18 protein-coding genes are annotated in these 17706 nt (G+C 57.8%); 8 read left to right on the top strand and 10 right to left on the bottom strand.

All coding sequences use genetic code 11. From position 1 onward, the window contains the following. The first annotated feature begins 66 nt into the window (after positions 1–66). Positions 67–753 (top strand): nitroreductase family protein, encoded by a 687-nt coding sequence (locus JNM28_07235; GenBank protein MBL8068226.1) that lies wholly within the window; start codon positions 67–69, stop codon positions 751–753. Here the strand turns inward: JNM28_07235 and JNM28_07230 are convergent. Continuing rightward, entirely contained in the window at positions 729–1637 is a 909-nt protein-coding gene (locus JNM28_07230; protein MBL8068225.1) for a hypothetical protein, read from the bottom strand. The genes JNM28_07235 and JNM28_07230 overlap by 25 nt on opposite strands. 105 nt (positions 1638–1742) lie before the next feature. Here JNM28_07230 and JNM28_07225 point away from each other — a divergent pair, with 105 nt between their 5' ends. The 3 genes from JNM28_07225 to JNM28_07215 are packed head-to-tail and all read left to right on the top strand — an operon-like array spanning position 1743 to position 3379. Further along, entirely contained in the window at positions 1743–2330 is a 588-nt protein-coding gene (locus JNM28_07225; GenBank protein MBL8068224.1) for a GNAT family N-acetyltransferase, read from the top strand. Further along, on the top strand, positions 2318–3166 hold the full coding sequence (locus JNM28_07220) for a hypothetical protein (protein ID MBL8068223.1): 849 nt from the start codon (positions 2318–2320) through the stop codon (positions 3164–3166). Before JNM28_07225 ends, JNM28_07220 begins: the two co-directional genes overlap by 13 nt. Positions 3167–3205: 39 nt before the next feature. Further along, the gene (locus tag JNM28_07215) at positions 3206–3379 is read left to right on the top strand and encodes a hypothetical protein (GenBank protein ID MBL8068222.1); all 174 of its coding nucleotides are present in this window, start codon (positions 3206–3208) and stop codon (positions 3377–3379) included. Here the strand turns inward: JNM28_07215 and JNM28_07210 are convergent. From JNM28_07210 to JNM28_07190, 5 genes are read right to left on the bottom strand one after another with little or no spacing between them, the layout of a single operon-like run. Continuing rightward, entirely contained in the window at positions 3369–4139 is a 771-nt protein-coding gene (locus JNM28_07210; GenBank protein ID MBL8068221.1) for a L,D-transpeptidase family protein, read from the bottom strand. The genes JNM28_07215 and JNM28_07210 overlap by 11 nt on opposite strands. 56 nt (positions 4140–4195) lie before the next feature. Beyond that, positions 4196–4810, bottom strand: coding sequence for a DUF4230 domain-containing protein (locus JNM28_07205; protein MBL8068220.1), 615 nt, complete (start codon positions 4808–4810; stop codon positions 4196–4198). Positions 4811–4850: 40 nt separating this feature from the next. After that, positions 4851–7217, bottom strand: a complete 2367-nt coding sequence (locus JNM28_07200) for a S9 family peptidase (GenBank protein MBL8068219.1) — start codon at positions 7215–7217, stop codon at positions 4851–4853. A 33-nt stretch (positions 7218–7250) separates the two neighbouring features. Next, positions 7251–7781 (bottom strand): GNAT family N-acetyltransferase, encoded by a 531-nt coding sequence (locus JNM28_07195; protein ID MBL8068218.1) that lies wholly within the window; start codon positions 7779–7781, stop codon positions 7251–7253. 24 nt (positions 7782–7805) lie between these two features. After that, on the bottom strand, positions 7806–9137 hold the full coding sequence (locus tag JNM28_07190) for a dihydroorotase (GenBank protein ID MBL8068217.1): 1332 nt from the start codon (positions 9135–9137) through the stop codon (positions 7806–7808). Between the two features lie 51 nt (positions 9138–9188). Between JNM28_07190 and JNM28_07185 the strand changes: the two genes are divergently transcribed. Further along, entirely contained in the window at positions 9189–9890 is a 702-nt protein-coding gene (locus JNM28_07185; GenBank protein ID MBL8068216.1) for a glycosyltransferase family 2 protein, read from the top strand. On the opposite strand, the gene JNM28_07180 is transcribed toward JNM28_07185, so the two are convergent. Both JNM28_07180 and JNM28_07175 read right to left on the bottom strand, forming a co-directional pair. Beyond that, positions 9856–10626, bottom strand: a complete 771-nt coding sequence (locus JNM28_07180) for a hypothetical protein (GenBank protein ID MBL8068215.1) — start codon at positions 10624–10626, stop codon at positions 9856–9858. The two genes, JNM28_07185 and JNM28_07180, sit on opposite strands and share 35 nt — an antisense overlap. A 5-nt stretch (positions 10627–10631) precedes the next feature. Then, positions 10632–11456: an LmeA family phospholipid-binding protein gene (locus JNM28_07175; protein MBL8068214.1), complete on the bottom strand. Its 825-nt coding sequence runs from the start codon at positions 11454–11456 to the stop codon at positions 10632–10634. 56 nt (positions 11457–11512) lie between these two features. Here JNM28_07175 and JNM28_07170 point away from each other — a divergent pair, with 56 nt between their 5' ends. Continuing rightward, entirely contained in the window at positions 11513–12325 is an 813-nt protein-coding gene (locus JNM28_07170; protein MBL8068213.1) for a hypothetical protein, read from the top strand. On the opposite strand, the gene JNM28_07165 is transcribed toward JNM28_07170, so the two are convergent. Continuing rightward, the gene (locus tag JNM28_07165; protein MBL8068212.1) at positions 12308–12676 is read right to left on the bottom strand and encodes a hypothetical protein; all 369 of its coding nucleotides are present in this window, start codon (positions 12674–12676) and stop codon (positions 12308–12310) included. The genes JNM28_07170 and JNM28_07165 overlap by 18 nt on opposite strands. Positions 12677–12731: 55 nt before the next feature. Between JNM28_07165 and JNM28_07160 the strand changes: the two genes are divergently transcribed. After that, positions 12732–13325 carry a hypothetical protein gene (locus JNM28_07160; protein ID MBL8068211.1) on the top strand — a complete coding sequence of 198 codons (594 nt, stop codon included), beginning with the start codon at positions 12732–12734 and terminating at the stop codon, positions 13323–13325. Positions 13326–13329: 4 nt separating this feature from the next. On the opposite strand, the gene JNM28_07155 is transcribed toward JNM28_07160, so the two are convergent. After that, positions 13330–14820 carry a DUF1800 domain-containing protein gene (locus tag JNM28_07155; GenBank protein MBL8068210.1) on the bottom strand — a complete coding sequence of 497 codons (1491 nt, stop codon included), beginning with the start codon at positions 14818–14820 and terminating at the stop codon, positions 13330–13332. A gap of 80 nt (positions 14821–14900) precedes the next feature. On the opposite strand from JNM28_07155, the gene JNM28_07150 reads away from it, so the two are divergent. Continuing rightward, a complete protein-coding gene (locus JNM28_07150; GenBank protein MBL8068209.1) occupies positions 14901–17591 on the top strand; it encodes a hypothetical protein in 2691 nt (896 codons plus the stop codon). Positions 17592–17706 lie beyond the last annotated feature (115 nt).

The following is a 17706-nucleotide window of genomic DNA, read 5'->3' as shown; positions in this document are numbered from 1 at the left end:
TTGCCGTGGGAATCTGTGCGGGGAATCCAATTTCGAGGATTGGGTTTACCTGGTAGATTCGGCCTCATGCCCGAGTCTTTTCCGACCATTCCCTACCAGCCAGCGAGAAAAACGGCCGAAAGCGTGGTCGAGTCTCTCAAAGAGGATTACCGGGTGGCCGATGGGCGGAGGACAGTCCGACACTTTTCGACGGATCCGGTTCCGCGAGAAGCAATCGAATGGGCAATCCGCCTTGCCGGAACCGCGCCCAGCGGGGCACACAAGCAACCATGGCATTTCGTAGCAATAGCCGATCCGGAACTCAAATCCCAGATCCGCGACGCAGCAGAAGCCGAAGAAAGGAGGTTTTATGCCGAAAAGATCACACCCGAGTGGCGAGCGGCCCTGGCCCCGTTTGGCACAGACTTTGTGAAGACGCACATCACAGATGCCCCTTGGCTGATTGCGGTGTTCCGCCAGGATTACGAAGTATTGCCTGATGGCTCACGGGCAAAAAACTACTACATGACGGAAAGCGTGGGCATCGCGGTGGGGTTTTTGATCCAAGCCCTCCACCGTGCCGGGCTTGCCACGCTCACCCACACGCCCGCCCCAATGACGTTCCTGCGCGAAGTGTGCGGCCGGCCTCAGAACGAGAAGCCGTTTATGCTCATCCCCGTCGGGTACCCATCCGGAGACTGCCGGGTACCGGATTTGCACCGTAAGCCTCTGGAAGCGATCTCGACGTTCTATGCCGGCCAAGCCAGCGATTGAGCCAGCCCGCCGCGCAAACCCGCAATGAGTTGACCCGAAACGGATGAGTGCACTGAAATCGGGAAGTCGGCGCCGGCATCATAGGCTCCGGTGACTTCGCCATCCACCGACCGGAAGACAATCCGGGGGCCTGTCATGTGGGCCAGCTGATTTCCAGAGGAATCAAGCGCCAACTGCGGGAGGCCCGGGTCAACCGTGAACTGTCCCAGCACGTCAAAGGTTTCGGTATCGAAGATCGAAACCTCGTTCAGCGACCGCATGGCCAACTGCCGCCCATCTCCGGATAGGGTCAAGGAATAGCAAGGCTTTCGGATCATCAATTCCCGGGATTCAAACCCAGCTACGGCATCCCATACCCAGACTGCGTGCCCATCCGAGCCAAAAACCCGATCCGACTGCGCCGATTTGGCAACCAACCTCGGCGAATAGCCGCTATCGGTTTGCCGCAAGACCCGGGAGTGCCGGTCGATTTGGATTTCTTCCCCGCTGGAGTAAAGCAACGTGAGGATGTCTCCCTTGCCTAGAAAGCCGCCTTGGGGGATGCTGGCAAGGAACCCCCATTGCCGCTTTTGCTGGTAATCCCAGGCCAACATTCGGGTGGAAGTATTCACAGCAAGGAGGTCGACCGAAGTGGCAGCATAGAGGATGTCCCCCGTTTCGCTCAACCAGAGGCCTTGCAATTCAGCTTCGCTGCGTTTTTTCCGCTTCAGCGGCTGCAAGTTCATGTAGGCCGGAGGGCCGTCCCCCGACCAGATTGCAACTGTCCCCGAGCGGCTGCCGGCTGCCCGCACCGTGCCTTGAGCACATTCGGCGTAAAACTTGACGCCTTCGCGGAGGTCCATTGGGAGTTCCCGACCCACAAGCAGCTCAACCAGGTTCGACATGACCCTTATTGGATACAACAGAATCCTAGAATCTGTTTGCGCGATTTGCGGATGCCCGGTGTGCGGCGGTAAAACGCCGGCGTGGGAGGCTATATGGTGGAATCAATGGCAGAATGCCATGTTGAGTCGGTCGCGGGTTTGCAGCGGGCTTGTTTCCCCGAGCCGTTCCCAGCGGAACTGCTGTGGCAAGCCAGCCACATCCGACGCCACCTCTCCCAGTTTCCAGGGGGCCAGTGGGTCGTGCAGTTGGATGGGCAGGTTGTTGCCAGCTGCTCGAATATTCTTTGCCGGGAAAGCGACTGGGAATCGCACAAGCCGTTCCACGAAATCGCGGGCAGCTTGGGGTTGGAAGGCCACGTCGCGGGTGGGACTGTGCTCTATGGCATCGATATCTCCGTGCATCCCGGCCATCGGCGGAAAGGATTGGCCCGCCTGCTCTACCAGTCGCGGTTCGGGTTCGTCCGATTCAACAAACTCGATAGGTATGGCACGGTTTGCCGGATGCCGGGTTACTCGGCAAGCGGAGAATCCGACCCCACCCACTATGCCGAGTTGGTCTTGGGAGGAACTTTGACCGATGCGACCCTCACGCCGCTCCTCAGGATGGGCCTGGCATACAAAGGGGTCATCATGGAATACATGGAAGACCAAGAAAGCGGCAATGCGGGAGCAATTCTCGAATGGAAACCGTGAGGGCCGCGGCCGTGAGTTGGGCGATCCAGGAATGCGCTTCGCCCGACGCCTTTTTGGGGCATGCCGCCGACTTGGTCGGACGCGCGGCCAGGCTCGGTGCCGAACTCGTCGTCCTGCCCGAGTCCATCGACTTGGAACGGATTTCGTACCATGGGCCGATCCCACAAGAGGACGTTGCGGCGACCCTGGCCTCAGAGTTCCCGCAGGTCAGGGCCCATTGCGAGTCACTTGCTCGTGACTATGGCATCACATTGGTCGCCGGCAGCCACCTTCACGAGGTCGAGGGGCAGTATTTCAATTCAGCCTTGGTTTGCACGCCGGATTCGTCCTTTCTCCAGCCAAAGAATGTGCTGACCCAGTGGGAACTTGAAGAGTGGCGGATCTCCGAAGGACAAGGGCTGAAGTTGGCGGAGGATCAGAGGCTCGGGACACTTGTCTGCTACGACAGCGAGTTTCCCGGCTCGGCGAGGGCTCTTTGCGAAGCCGGGGCAAAAATACTGGCCGTGCCTGCCTACAATGAGTTCCCCCGTGGGTTCCACCGGGTTCGGTGGTCGTGCCACGCCAGGTCGGTGGAATGCCAAGTATTCGTCATCCATTCGGCGTTGGTGGGATCCTTGGGCCGGGAGCCCGTTAGCCGGACATATGGCTCAAGCGCCATCCTTTGCCCACCGGTCGAGCCATTCCGCGAAGACGGAATTTTGGCTCAGACGCCATTCAACGAAGAGTCAATCGCCGTAGCCGACCTCCCAATCGGGTTGATTGAGGAAGCGCGGGATCGGGACGATGTCCGGAATTGGCACGACCGCGACAAGGGTAATTGGCAGATCTTGACCTGACCCCTGCAACCCAAACGACGATCTGCCGTCAATAGGGGTATGGCTGGGATCGCAAAACTCATAAAAGCCTTGATCACGCTGGCAGCGCTTGCTACATCGATTGAAACATTGATCCGGATCGCCCGGTTTGCCTGGAGCCTCGTCTTGAAACTCGGCCAGATTTTCCGGCGGGGGGCAGTAGGAAGCCGTTTCCGGCCGGGATTCAGTTTTTAGCTGCTGAATCTAGGGCGGCAACCCTTTCGGACCACCCATAACGGAGCGTGATGGGAGCCCCGACCCCAACCCATTCGTAGAAGTATCGGGCGGCATTCATCCCGGTCAGCGGCATTCGCACGCAACCATGGGAAGCCGGGTAGTTGGGGACGCTCGACGAACCGTGGATGAAATACCCTCCACGGAGTTGGACGCTGAATGGCATCGGCGCGTTTTCGTATTTGGCACTGGTGCGGTATCGGCTTTTTTCGGGGCCAGCCGTATATTCCCCGGTTGGCGTGGAATACCCCCGCTTACCTGTGCTGACCTTTGTTTCCATGACCAATCGGTTGCCTTGGTAGGCGCGGAGCCGCTGGGCCGTCAGGTTGACTTCAACCCATTGTTCGGGGACTGTGACAATCCCGAAATGGGTTTCGGTGTCGATTTGATAAGAATTTGACTCCTCATCCCACTGGACATGGATATTGGGGATATCCAAGCTTTTGATGTCGACCAAGATGGATCCGTCGAACAAGACCTTCGTGATTTTGCTGGCGATCTTGACTCCTTCCAGCGTGTATTGTTTGCCCTTGCTATCGTAATGGGCATCCAAACCAAAAGCATCGCTAAACTCCAAGATCGGGACATAGACAGCCCCTCGTGCCGAGTCAAAGGTGACCCCTTCGATATCCCCTTCCGACGGCATGACCACCGTGGGGCCCTTTTGGCAATAGGCGAACGGAGCCAAAGCGGCGATTGCGATCAGTCCAAGGCCTTTCATCTTTTATCTATGCTCGGTTGCCATTTGGCATTTCCACTCAGATTATGTGCAACTCTTCACAAATCCACAAACTCGATTCGGACGGATTCTACTCCCGACGAACGGAACATCTTGGCGACCTGATCTTTGGCCCTATCTTCGGCGGCGGCCAAGATGCCGGCCTTCAGACTGGCGGCTTCAAACCGTTCTGCCCCGACCCGGCGGGCTTTGAGGGCCAAATTGCGGTCATCCCACCCAATGGAATGAGTTTGGGAGTGGAGTTCGGCATCGACATTGGCGGGATAGATCCTGGCTCTGGGGAGCTTCACGGCAATTTCGCTGCCGTTGCCGGAAATTTCGGCTTTGGAGAGATCCACACCTGCTTCGACCGATCCCTGAACGGTGACGAGGGCGTTGTTCTTTGTGGCGGATTCCACCAATCCTCCAACAGCCTGGCTGACAATGGGCACGCCTTGCGTCCACGGAGGCGCTTCCCGGTGGCTTTCGACCGAGATCACGGTTTGATACCGGTGTTCCACCAGGTGCAAATCCCCCAGAAGCCTCACCTCTTTGAGGATCAGCGGTGCGGACCTTGAACCAGCCTGCGGTGCCGAGATCCGACCAACGCCGAACCCGACCAAGAGTATTGCCGCCACACCAGCCGCAACAAAGGCGATCCTCTGTCTGCTCACACCCGTTTAGACAGAGGATCGCGGCATCGCGTTCCGGGACCTAGTTCGGAGCAGGCGCGCGGCCAGCTTCCCAATGTTTGAGGATGAACGCCAAATAAACCGCATGCCGGTCTTTGGTGTTGACATCCCCGCCAAGGCCGTGGCTGCCCGTTGGATCCAAGCACAGCTCCACAAGCGGCCCTTTGCCCGCTTGCAGCAGTTTGCGGTAGACGTGGACCGTGTCTTGGAACAAGACATTCGTGTCTTCCATGCCATGCAACAGCAACAAGGGGCTTTGGAGGTTTTTAGCGATGTGGGTCAGCGAGAACTTGTCGATTTCATCCACTTTCCCCTTTGGCGCATTGCCGATGACCCCACCTGAATACCAGGTGTTGTAGTTTTGCCACTCGGTCGGCCCGGCCCCTGCAATACCCAAAGTGAAGTATTCCGGCGCCGTGTACATGCACATCTGGGTTTGGAATCCCCCGAAAGACCACCCGTTGATTCCAACCCGCGACCGGTCAACCATCCCCATCTCGTCATAGTATTTGACCAAATCGACGAGGTCTTCCGTTTGGGCAACACCGGGCGCATCCCAGTTGGCCCGGCCAAAAGCTGCGCTGTAACCGCTTTGGCCGCGGGGGTCGATCGTCACCGTGATGTAGCCCAGGGTGTGGGTCAGATACTCGGCAAACAGGTAGGCGGTGGAGTTGAACGAACCGTCCACGACCGAGTTCCCGGTCCCCAATGGCCCCCCGTACACATAGATGAACAAGGGGCGTTTCTCGCCCGGTTTCATGTCTTTGGGAACCATCTGGTACCCGTGGATCGTATCGCCGTGGCGGTTTTTGTAGGTGAACAAAGTGGGCTTTTCTTTGATCATCGCCCAGAACTTGGCTTTGTCGTGCGAATCCGTGACGATCTGTTCTTGCTTCCCGTCGTGGACAACCATTTCACGCATCTGGCTCCAGGAGCTGAAAATGCTTCCGTAACGGTCAGATTTGTGCGCAAACACCGGGGTGGTGTGAACACCGTCCATCGTCGAAAGCCTCCGCATCTCCAAAGATGCCAGGTCGATCCGGTAAACGTCGGCGCGGGAGAGCTCTTCCTTACTGGAAGTCGCCAGTACGCCTTTCCCGTCGGCTGAGATTTGCAAGGGATACGTTTCGAACTCGCCGAACGTGAGTTGGCGCTCTCCACCCTTTCCGTCCAAGAGGTGCATTTGCCGCCACCCGGATTTATCAAGGAGGCAAACCACGGATTTGTCATCTGGGGCGTAGAAGGGGTCGGCCATACTGGGCGTGCGATGTTCCCCATCGCTCGTGCCCTTGTAGATTTCGGTTACCTTTTTGGCATCGATGTCGACTTCATTGATTTTGAGTTCCTTCTCGTCCCGCTTCCAAGATCCGAACACAAACCTCTTGCCGTCCTTGCTCCAAGGCTTGTCGGCGATGGATGTTTCCTCCCATTGCTCGCCACCTTTCCATTTCCAGATCTCAAACGGTTCGTTTTTCTTGGATTTGTCTGCAATCGTGGATTCGCGAATATCGTAAAGGTACAGGTAGCTTTCGCCGAGGAAGTCGTCATCGGCCACGCCACGCTCGGTTTTTTTGGCTTCGGCGAACCTCCCTCGGTAGGTGATGTAATCGACCATCCGGGTACCTGGCACATCTTTGCTGGCAAACACCATCATCCAGTTTCCGTCGGGGGAAATGCGGTATCCGCCAAACGCTTTGCCGCCATCGAGGCTCGGCGAAAGCTGCACCACCGACGGGCCGTCGAAGCGCATTCGGTACACGGCGGAACCCCGCTGGAAGACGAACCCCTTGTCATCGGGGAGGTATTCGACATTGGTTTCGCCGTCACTCGTGTCGGTGAGCCGGACGGGCGACTTTTCTCCAACTTTCCACCGATAGATGTCACCCTTGTAGGTCATCAAGAACTCATCAGAGTTGTGGGCCCACTCGATCGAGGAAGGGCCACCATAGGATTTGCGAGGAGTCCGCTCCTTCTGCTGCTTTTCCTGGTAATCCTGTTGGGCTTGGCGGAATTCGGTGTCGGATAGTTTTTCCCACTCTTGCCAGCGCTTCTCGTCTTCTTCGAACTGCTTGAGCGCATCCGGGATGTCCCCATCGAACGGCAGGAAGGTCTGGGGGCTGGTGACCTGGATCGATTTACCGGTCTTTGAATCGTAAAGCCACAAATCGTTCCCGATGACCCGGAACGGATTCCACGCGTAGGCAAGGTACCGGTCGTCGTGAGACCAACCAAGGAGCCGGGCAGTTGAACCAAACGCCGAACGCCGAGGAAACAGATCGTCAAAGCGGAGGTCAGTTTCCCTCTGGGTGGCAAGTTCCAAGCCTGTATCGGCAAAGACGATTGCGGAAAGGCCGGCTAAAAGCAGGGCCAAGCATCGATGGCAACGCATACCCGCGATCATACGCAGTCTCGGCGCCGATTGTCACCCTGATTTTGGCGACCGCAAGTCGATTTCAAACGATGCGGTCGACCCATCCAAAATCCAGTCCGTATAATAGGGGTGGCCATCGACAAGGGCAAACATGGCCGTGTTCGTGGCGAACATCTCCCCGCAAAGGTAAGAAATCCCGCGTTCCTTTGCTGCATCAGTCAACCGGTTCAGCAGGTGTTTGCCCAAGCCGTTCCCTTGCCAAGCGTCGGCCACGATCAACCCGAAATCCGCGGCATCGGCCCGGTGCGCGTACCTGACCATGCGACCGACGGCGACAAGCTTTCCGGTTTGGAACCCGACGATGGCCACGTGGTGATCGGGGTCAACCCGCGTCAGGTACCGCAGCTCTGAGTCGCTGAAACGGGGCTTGGTACCCATAAACCGGTTGTAGATCGTTCGGTCGCTACAAAGCTCGAGTCCGGCAACGAAGGCCGGTCCATCGGTCTCGGCGACCAGTCGGAGTTGCACCTCTCCCCCGTCTGCAAGCACCAAGGTTTCTTTGAATCCAGGCCCGATCTCCACGTCTTTAATGTTTAGACGGCCCAATCACTTCCAAATGTAGGTGGCCGGCTCTCCAATGGCCTTGGCAAGGCATTCTCCATCCATCACTTGAGCCTGTCCCCTCAAAAAAACGTGCTCGATCCGACCGTGGAGTTCCATTCCATCGTAAGGGGTCCATCCGCATTTGCTCTTCATGTCCAAATTCCTGACAATCGATTTGGCGCGGGTGTCCACAATGACCAAGTCTGCGTCATAACCAGCCTCGATCCGGCCCTTTCCTTTGATCCCGTAGAGCTCGGCCGGCCGTTCCATAAGCATGTGGCAGAGCTGGGTCAATTCAACCTCCCCTTTCAGGGCCCAGTCCACCATGACGGGGAACAACGTTTGCACACCCGGCATGCCGCTTGGAGAAAGGGGATAGGATTTTGATTTCTCTTCGAGCGTGTGCGGGGCGTGGTCGCTCCCAAAAACGTCGAAGAGGCCCTCTTTCACCGCCTTCCAGAGTGCGAGCCGGTGTGACTCGGACCGGACCGGCGGGTTCATTTGCACGAGGGTGCCCAAGGTTTCATACGCCGCGTCGTTGAGGGTCAGGTGGTGCGGAGTGACCTCGCAGGTCACGGGGAGCCCCCGCTTTTTGGCATCGGCCAAAAGCGGTAACTCCTCCATCGTCGAGATGTGCAGGATGTGGATTGGCCTCTTGGACTCCTCGCAAAGGGCAATGAGCCTTTGCGTGCTGAGCCGGGCCGCTTCGGCATCGCGAATTTCTGGATGCATCCGCACATGGGGAGATTCGCCAAAGAGGGACTTCCGCTCCCTCAATCGGCTCTCCAGCTCGGAATGGATCGCCATTGGGCGCTTTCCATGCTGCATGACTCCGAGTTGGTCTTCTAACGATTCCACCAGCAAGTCACCGGTCGAACTGCCGGCAAACATTTTGACCCCCGGCGTGCCGGGCAACATTTCCAATTGGGGCAGGTCGCGGATGTTTGAACCTGAGGCTCCCACAAAAAACCCGTAATCGCAGTGGCACCGGCCTTTGGCCCGGTCGAGTTTGTCGGCCAGGGCATCGGCGGTGGTTGTCGCCGGATTGGTATTGGGCATTTCAAAAATCGTAGTGACCCCGCCGCAGATTGCGGCAAGCGTCCCGGTGGCAAGATCCTCTTTGTGCTCCATCCCGGGCTCACGGAAATGGACCTGAGTGTCGATTGCCCCTGGGAAAACGTGGAGTCCAGATGCGTTGACTTCGGTCGTCCTGGATGATCCCGCGAGATCGCCGACAGCGGCGACTTTTCCGGCCCGGATGCCCACGTCGCCGCGATTCAGGCCGCGAGGCGATACCAATGTCCCTCCGCGGACAACAAGGTCGAAATGCTCCATCCCTTTGCATCTTATCCGCGCCGGGGGCTGGCAGGTATCCTCTTGGGGTCGATGTCCGCCCCTGATCCTGCATTGGCCGTCTCTGTGATCGTGCCGGCCTACAATGAGGAGGACACGATCCGCGAGGTTGTCGACCGGCTCCTCGCGCTCCCTTTGAGCCTCGAAGTTGTGGTTGTGAATGACGGAAGCAAAGACCGCACGGGCCAGATCCTTGCGGAATTCGGCGAAAGGATTAAGTTAATCACCAACCCGGAACCCGGCGGTAAAGGCAACGCCATTCGGACCGGGCTCCCGTCGTGCACGGGCGAAGTTGTGATCATCCAAGATGCCGACCTGGAATACCGCCCCGAGGAAATCCCGGCCTTGGTTGCCCCAATCCTCGAGGGGCAGGCAAATGTCGTTTATGGCAGCCGCTTCACCCGCGGATTGATCCGCGGCATGGCTTGGCCCAATAAGCTAGTCAACCTCATGCTCAGGTATGCCGTGAAGCTCCTTTACGGTCAAAAGCTGACCGACGAAGCTACGTGCTACAAGGCATTCCGACGCAACCTGCTGGTTGACATGGGACTCCAATGCCAACGGTTCGAATTCTGCCCTGAGGCCACAGCGAAAGCCATCCGGATGGGCGAGACGATCAAAGAACTGCCCATCAGCTACGAACCCAGGTCAAAAGAAGCTGGGAAAAAGATCCGGTGGACCGATGCGCCAGAGGCGTTCCTCACCCTTTGGAAGTACCGGGCTTGGCGCCGGTGAAAAAAGTTGCGACCCTCGTTTTCCGGGCATCCATCACTTTGACTGCCACTTCCCCATCCGCAAGGTCAACGTCCGGGGTCACCCACCGCCAAGAGCGGTGGTAGTCGCCGCGCTGGACGATTGGCGGCTCGAAATCTGACTCGAAAAGGCTGCCCAAAACCGGTTTGAGCCGGGTGAATTGCCACCACGGCACCATATCCAATTCAGACCGTGTCTGCGCCCGCATCCGCAGAATTTCGATACCCGTCGCGCCGATGTTGCGACCGCCTTGTTCGAACCGGAAAACCAGGTTGTCAAGTGTAGCGGGGTCAGAGGGAGTGTCGTCATCGAGCCCAAAAAGCTCCTTTTTGGGGAACGATGACAAGACAACGACAAAGACCGGCCTCCCGGCCAGCTGTTGGCGGAGTTCATACCAACGGCGCTCGATTTCGCCGTCCAGCCAACCTTCCCGCATCGAAAGGAATCCGAGCCACCGGGACATCAACTCGGGCGAAAGGCGGAAAACCCATTCCACATCCAGTTTTCGGACTCCTTCGTTCCATCGGCCAATCGGTTTGCGGTCGTCGCCGAAAATCGTGCTGATGTCTGCCCTTTGGCCGGTTGGGGCAATATGCAACTGCCTTTGCCAATGCTCTTGGTCGAACCGGCCGGCAGCCCGCTTGCCTATTTCTACTTGCTCGGCAATCGGCCCTTCCCCAAAGGCCGATCCCAAAATTGCCAGGGTTGCTGCCACCATCTTCCCTATTTTCGGAAGTCTGGCGGTTCTTCGTCAGTTGGCCGGATTGGGATTTTGGTCTTGCCCCAGGCGGTCAAGAATCCGCCCCGAATCTTCACCTTTTGGACTTCGACAGCATCATAGAGCCCCAAATCTTTGCGGAGGTCCACAACCGGGTTCATGATTTTCAGGATGCCTTGGACGGCCTCTGGCTCGGCGGGAAGCCAATCAAAGTAAACCCGGGTGTTGGTCAGCATCAGTTTGTCCCCGCCTTCCACCCGGATTTGGGAGATGACCGCGAATTCCGTGTTGACAATCAAAAACTCGCCATACCCTTCAACCCAAACAGTGTCCCCATCGAGTTTCACGGTGCAGCGTTTGATCTCGCGGTACTTTTTGACGATGTAGTCGGCCAGGTCTTGTTCCCGGAGCTTGACCCACCCTTCCCCGACCCCGCTTTGGCTCAACCGGATTTGCCCCCGTGATTTTGCCAAACCAAAGTCATAGCGGCAGTCGGGGATATCGGCCGAAAGTTCGGCGACTCTGAGTTTGCGGAGCGTGAAATCAGTCAGCCTCAACTGCAGGTTGCCAATGCGCCCGGATTTGGAGCGGTCCGGTTCCGTAAAAAGAGGAAGTTGGTCTAAACCGAACCCGCTGGCGGTGATTGTGGCGGAATGCAAACTGCCGTCGATGCCTCCGGCCAGGGTCGGATCCACCTTCACGGAAACTTGTCCAATTTGCCCGGTCATCTTGGCGAGGATGTCGGATGCTGCCTTGCGCTCAAAGTGGCCCTTTTGCTGGTCGGCAAAAAACAATCCGCCACCGAGAAAGAAGAGCCCGAGCAGTCCCATGGCACTAGTCTAGCCCGGGTGCGTCTACCGCCGGCACCGTATGCTTGTTAACGGTAATGGGTTTGACCGAAACAATAAGCCGCCTCGCTTCGGGATCATTAAGCTTTCCAACCAGTGACCAGGCCATCCGGATCACGGGGAGAGACGCCATCAGCTGGCTCCAAGGCCAAGTCACCCAGGATCTCGCAAAGTTGGCCGACGGCCCGGTTTCGGCATGCCTCTGCCTCCCCACCGGGCAACTGCAAACTCTGCTCAGAATCGCGGAGACCGGGGACGGCCTCCTGGTCATCACGCCGCATCCGGAACTCCTTCTCCAGCGGATCGAGGATTTTGTGATTGTCGAAGACGTTGCCGGCATCAACCTCGGCCCGGTCTCATCCACCCAAGGCGTGGGCTCAACCGGATTGGCCTTTCACGATCGATCGGGATTTGGCGGCTACGATTCGATTGAGGGAGACGGCACTCCAGAAATCCCAGATGAGCAAATCCATGCCCTCGAGATCGCCGCCGGCATCCCGCGTCTGGGCCTGGATACGTCCGCCAAAACCCTGCCCCCGGAACTCGGTCCGGCCTTTGAAGCTGAATATGTGTCTTATACAAAGGGGTGCTATGTGGGACAAGAAGTCCTCCACCGGATCCATGCCCGAGGCCACGTCAACCGACAATGGGTCGCCCTGGTTTCTGATTCGACCATCCCCTGCGGCGAGATCCCTGGCGCCGGTGTCATACACCGTTCGGCACCGCATCCAAATTACGGGTTCATCGCTAGCGCGACTCTCCGGAGTGAATCAGCAGAACCGGGGACGAAAATCGCCATTGCCGGGACGGCTGCCGTTGTCGATGAGATGCCGTTATTCCGCCGAGGCTGAACGGTTCTTCATTGCCATCATGTGGCCCATGCCGAGGATCGCGATCAAACCAAGGCTCAAGAGCAGGACAACACCACCGGGATACCAGGCGAATTGACCTTTGAAGAGATTCCCGATGAATCGGGAACTCCCGACTAAGGCCAAAGCGAGGGAGGCAATGTAATGCCAACGGGGGTTTGCCGCCTTACTGGCGAGGATCCCCAAGACGAGGACGATCAGTCCGACCCCGCCTCCACCCAAAAGACTTGGGAGCGAACTCTTGTGGCCAGCAAATGGAAAGAAAAAGGCTTGAACCCCAAGGGCGAGCATGCCCAAACCATAGGCAACCATCGACTTCTGAGCCAGTGTCACAAATCGACCTTACCTAGACCCTTGATCACGTCCCCGGGTCAGGCATCATCGGGCCATGACCGAAGAGCAGGCGGGCCTTTTGGAACGAGCGTGGCGGGAGCTAGAGCAAGCCGCCAACCAGCGCCGCCACGGATTCCATTTGGGAGTGCTCGCAAACAGCACTCCTTTGGGGCCCGACGCGCGGACAGTGGTCCTGCGTGGCGTGGAACGGGGTGATCGGATTCTCCGGTTCCATTCCGATGTCCGGAGCGGCAAATTCAAATCCCTGCAATCGGGAGATCGGGTGGCCTGGGTGTTCCAATGTCCCCAGATCAAGCTCCAAGTGCGGGCCAACGGCGTGATGGGCATCCACACCCAAGGGAATTTGGCCGATGAAGCCTGGGCCGCAACCCAACTCCTCAGTCGGCGGTGCTATTTGGCAGAACCGGGCCCGGGCACCTCTGTCCCATTCCCTTCGTCGGGTCTTCCCGAAGAGCTTGTTGACCGCGAACCGACTGTGGAGGAGTCTTGTGCCGGGCGCGAACACTTCTGCGTTGCCCTCACGCATGTTGACCGTCTTGATGTCTATTGCCTGGCCTATGAAGGGCACCGACGTTGTCACTTCACATTTGAAGGCAAGGCATGGCAAGCCGATTGGCGGATCCCATAACGGATCAACAAAGGTGGAATTCTGGCGCAGACCCAAGGAGTTGCAACCCGACGGTGCAAACCCAACCGAGGGCCCGGTCGTCCTTGAGCAGGTTCAAACCGCCATTCTTTTCAAAATGCTTGGCCAGCACCGCCTGCTGTCCGGTTGAAAGCTGACAATCATAAACCAAGCAGAACGCGTTAACCAGCGTCTCGACATCTCCGGGATTGCGTTTCCGGATTTCGTTGACCACATTTTTGACCGGCTCGTCGGGGTGGTACTCCTTTTCCTGTTTGCCGGGGACATCCACCGGATACCAGGTGAGGATTCCCGTGAATTGGCGACGGCGCAGCAGCATGTTGGTGCTGGTCCAGGCCTCATGCCAATCCCACCCGGCAACCGAAGGAGCAAAGAACAGATTCATTCCGCATTCGCTGATGAAGTACATGAGCCCCCCGGTACCTTCCATCACGCTTTGGCTCATCGGGGTGTCGTACGGCTTGCCTGCCGGGAAATCTCGCAAGAGCCGGGCCGAGGCGTTTTGGGCCCGGCAGATCCCGACAACATAATCGACCGGGTTCTTGACAAGGTTCCGGTAGGCCTTTTGAGAAAAGAACTCGTCCATTGAGGCCATTTCCCTGAGCACGGCCTTGATATCTCCTTGGGTAGCCGCCCACTTCTTGGCCAACTGATCCACAACTGCCTTCTCCGGGTTCTTGTATCCAAACCAATTCCACAGCTTGGTGCAGATGTAACGGGCCGTCTGCGGATGCTCCGCCAACATTTTCAAAACATCGTCGCCGGTGTCCACTTGCTTGCCCAAGACCGTTTTCACCCCAGGGATGTTCACTTCTGGGGCAACGATGTAGAAGAGGGGCGGGGTTTCGAACTTCTTCATGTAGGCGAGTCGTTCGTTGTTCGTCTTCCCCATCCGCCAATACATATCGTAATGGGACCACCCGGTCAAGGCCTTTGCGACTTCTTTGATGTCTTTTTCGGTGTAGCCGTTCCCTTCCCCCAGCGTGTAGAGTTCCAAGAGTTCCCGGGCGAAATTCTCATTGGGGATGGCACGGCTGATCATCTCGACGTTTAACTGCCGCATGACCGCCGGGCTCTTGGCCATGGTGTCCAAGATGCCGCCGAATTTCCCAGCCGGATTTCGACGGATCCTTTCCAGGTAATCCAGCATGGCAAGGCCGTGTTGGACATCCTCTTCATTCACGGCAAAATGGTCATGCCAAAACAAGGCAAGCTTTTCCCTCAGGGGGTGCTTGGTAGCCACCATCTGCACCAGCCACCAAAGCCGGAACCGGTAGCCGCCAGGCTCGGCGTCTTCTTTGTCCCGGTAAGCGAACTGCAAAGGGTCGCCAATGGATTCGTCTTCCCAGTTGAGCAATCGGTCAATTGTCCCCTGGACACCGAGCGGTTCGTACTCGGCCATTTCCCAGGTTGAAGCACCAAAGCCAAACCGTCGGAGCAGGTGGCCGATCTTCTGGCGATCCGTGAGGTTGGACATGGGTTCAGTATAAAGACGATCCTCGCAATCCAAAAATGTGCCGGAGTTTTTTGGGCCATGCCTGCGTATACTGCCTCGTCATGGCATCGAAAAAAGGTGGGGCCGCTCCCGAAAAGAAGGCTCCGAAGTCACCAGCCCCGGGATTCACAAGGAAGCTGAATGAAAGCGACCTCAAGCGCCTGCCTTGGCGGTCGGTCGGCCCGGCGATCATGGGCGGCCGCATCAGCGACATGTGCTTTGCCCCCGGCAACACCAAGACGTTTTATGTCGCCTACGCCACATCGGGACTTTGGCGCACCAAAAACCACGGCAACACGTTCGAATCGCTTTTTGACAAGGAATCGACCTGCGCAATTGGTTCGATTGCAGTTTGCGATGCCCCCGCTGACTGGGAGGGATGGGACAGCGCGACCAAAAAGCCGGAGCGGCTTGAAAAGGGCAAAGAGAAAATCATTTGGGTCGGCACCGGCGAAGGCAATGGCCGCAATTCCTCGAGTTGGGGCAACGGGGTTTACCGCTCCACCGATTCCGGCAAAACCTGGCAGCACTGCGGCCTTGCCGAAAGCCATGACATCCCCCGGATTGCCGTCGACCCCCGGAACCCGGATGTCTGCTTTGTCGCCGCACTGGGCCACCTGTGGGGCACCAACGAGGAGCGGGGGCTATACAAAACCACCGACGGTGGCAAGACCTGGGTGAAGGTGCTGGGGATCGACGAGAAAACCGGCTGCTGCGACATCGCGCTCGACCCCAAAAACCCCGAAACGGTCTATGCCGCTTTTTATGAACGCATCCGGAGCCCTTACAGCTTTAAATCTGGCGGCAAGAAGGGTGGCATTCATAAATCGGTGGACGGTGGCAAAACATGGAAGCAACTGACCAAGGGCCTCCCCAAAAACACGGGCAGGATCGGCCTGGACATCTTTGCCGGAGACACCGCCAAACTCGTTGCGGTGGTGGAGGCAACCGACGGCGGGGCCAACTCGATCCGGGACGACCGAATGCGCGGCGGCGGCGTCTTCCGGTCCGACGATGGTGGCGAATCTTGGCGGCGGTGCAGCCACCGCTCTCCGCGGGCGTTTTATTTCAGCAAGGTCAAATTCGACCCTAAAGACGACAACCGGGTCTACATGTTGGGATGGACGACCGAAGTCAGTGACGATGGCGGCGAGACCTTCCGCGGAGGTTGGGGAGACATCCTCCATGCCGACCACCACGCCATCATCGTGGATCCTGCTGATGCCGACCACATCGTGATCGGCACCGATGGCGGGGCTTACCAGACGTTCGACAAAGGGGCCAATTGGGAGTTCCTCAACACCATCGCCGTCGGTCAGTTCTACAACATCGCCCTGGATGACTCGACCCCGTATCGCATCTCCGGCGGACTTCAAGACAACGGGAGCTGGGTTTGGCCCAGCAGCAACCCGGTGCGCGAAGCCGAAGAGGATAAAGCCTGCCGCACACCGGCGACGGGCATCACCAATGCTCAGGTTGATTTCATCCTCTGGGGCGATGGGTTCCACACGGATTTTGACCCCGAAGACGCGAACGTGGTTTATGCTGAATGGCAAGGCGGCAACCTTTCGCGCATCAACTTGGAGTCGGGAGACCGGCGGTGGCTCAAACCCGAAGCGCGGGAAGGACAACCCGAATACCGGTTCAACTGGAACGCCCCGTTTTTTGTGAGCAAACACAAGCCCCACGCCATCTACCTGGGCGGGAACGTGGTCTTCAAACTCACGAACAAAGGCAACAATTGGGAGGCCATCAGCCCGGATCTCACAACCGCCGATGGCGGCAAAATGAACACGGCCGGATCCAACGCCGAGAACTATTGCACCCTTGTGAGCTTGGATGAATCGCCCCTCAAAGCCGGGTTGCTGTGGTCCGGTTCAGACGACGGGTTGGTTTACGTCTCGCAAAACGATGGCAAGACTTGGGAGAATGCCACCCCCCCGACGGCCAAAGGCCGCTATGTGAGCCGGACGACGGCCAGCCGGTTCAACGAAGGCCGCTGCTACATCAGCCTGGACGGACACCGGATGGACGACATGTCCCCTTGCGTCATGGCCACCGAAGACTTTGGCAAAACATGGCGCGATATCACGGGGGATCTTCCCCAAAGCCATAGCGCGATGGTGGTTCGGGAAGACGATGCCAACGAGAATGTGCTTTATTGCGGGACGGAGAATGCCCTGTATGTGAGCCTAGATCGGGGTCAAACCTGGGTGAAGATGCACGGCAAGGCATTGCCCACGGTTCCTGTTTACGACATCAAGCAACATGCCCGCGACCGCGACCTCGTCATCGCCACGCATGGCCGCTCGGTTTGGGTTTTGGACAACGCCAACTGGCTGGGTGAGGCGACCCCCGAACGGTTGGAAAAAGCCCTGCACCTGTTCAGCATGCGGGATGTGAAACCGATCCAGCGATTGCACTACAACGGCTTGTGGACGCACAAGATGTTCCGGGCCCCTAATGCGCCCAACGGGGTCGTCATCGATTATTGGATCAACGAATACACCGGCGACGATCTCTCGTGCACCATTGAAAACAGCCATGGGGTGCCTGTCAAGAAGCTAACGGGATCTGGCGCGCCCGGGTTCAACCGCATCGTCTGGAACCTCCAACCGGACGAGTGGCACAAACTCGCCGACAAGTCGGAAGAACTGATGATGAACGACTGGCATTGTCGCCCGGGGGTTTACACAGTCAAGCTCAAAATGGGCGAGCACTCGGCCGAAGGGACTTTCACGATCCTGGGTTAGCCGCTCTATTTGGGCCGGATCGGAACCATTCCGGCCCAAAATTCAACACCTTAATGTTCCTGGCTTGCAATTTTGCTTTGGATCAGGCAAAATAGCAGTGTTTGATTCCGCATTT

This window comes from Armatimonadota bacterium, from assembly GCA_016789105.1.
Taxonomy (GTDB): domain Bacteria; phylum Armatimonadota; class Fimbriimonadia; order Fimbriimonadales; family Fimbriimonadaceae; genus UphvI-Ar2.
The sequence above is the reverse complement of the archived record's forward strand: the minus strand, read 5'-3'. Positions and strand labels throughout refer to the sequence as shown.

Excerpts from the sequence above, each read along its gene's own strand:
- JNM28_07215 (MBL8068222.1), top strand. The coding sequence starts at position 3,206 with ATGGCTGGGATCGCAAAACTCATAAAAGCCTTGATCACGCTGGCAGCG.
- JNM28_07175 (MBL8068214.1), bottom strand. The coding sequence starts at position 11,456 with ATGGGACTGCTCGGGCTCTTCTTTCTCGGTGGCGGATTGTTTTTTGCC.
- JNM28_07235 (MBL8068226.1), top strand. The coding sequence starts at position 67 with ATGCCCGAGTCTTTTCCGACCATTCCCTACCAGCCAGCGAGAAAAACG.
- JNM28_07160 (MBL8068211.1), top strand. The coding sequence starts at position 12,732 with ATGACCGAAGAGCAGGCGGGCCTTTTGGAACGAGCGTGGCGGGAGCTA.
- JNM28_07225 (MBL8068224.1), top strand. The coding sequence starts at position 1,743 with ATGGCAGAATGCCATGTTGAGTCGGTCGCGGGTTTGCAGCGGGCTTGT.
- JNM28_07185 (MBL8068216.1), top strand. The coding sequence starts at position 9,189 with ATGTCCGCCCCTGATCCTGCATTGGCCGTCTCTGTGATCGTGCCGGCC.
- JNM28_07210 (MBL8068221.1), bottom strand. The coding sequence starts at position 4,139 with ATGAAAGGCCTTGGACTGATCGCAATCGCCGCTTTGGCTCCGTTCGCC.
- JNM28_07190 (MBL8068217.1), bottom strand. The coding sequence starts at position 9,137 with ATGGAGCATTTCGACCTTGTTGTCCGCGGAGGGACATTGGTATCGCCT.
- JNM28_07230 (MBL8068225.1), bottom strand. The coding sequence starts at position 1,637 with ATGTCGAACCTGGTTGAGCTGCTTGTGGGTCGGGAACTCCCAATGGAC.
- JNM28_07200 (MBL8068219.1), bottom strand. The coding sequence starts at position 7,217 with ATGCGTTGCCATCGATGCTTGGCCCTGCTTTTAGCCGGCCTTTCCGCA.
- JNM28_07155 (MBL8068210.1), bottom strand. The coding sequence starts at position 14,820 with ATGTCCAACCTCACGGATCGCCAGAAGATCGGCCACCTGCTCCGACGG.
- JNM28_07170 (MBL8068213.1), top strand. The coding sequence starts at position 11,513 with ATGGGTTTGACCGAAACAATAAGCCGCCTCGCTTCGGGATCATTAAGC.
- JNM28_07180 (MBL8068215.1), bottom strand. The coding sequence starts at position 10,626 with ATGGTGGCAGCAACCCTGGCAATTTTGGGATCGGCCTTTGGGGAAGGG.
- JNM28_07150 (MBL8068209.1), top strand. The coding sequence starts at position 14,901 with ATGGCATCGAAAAAAGGTGGGGCCGCTCCCGAAAAGAAGGCTCCGAAG.
- JNM28_07220 (MBL8068223.1), top strand. The coding sequence starts at position 2,318 with ATGGAAACCGTGAGGGCCGCGGCCGTGAGTTGGGCGATCCAGGAATGC.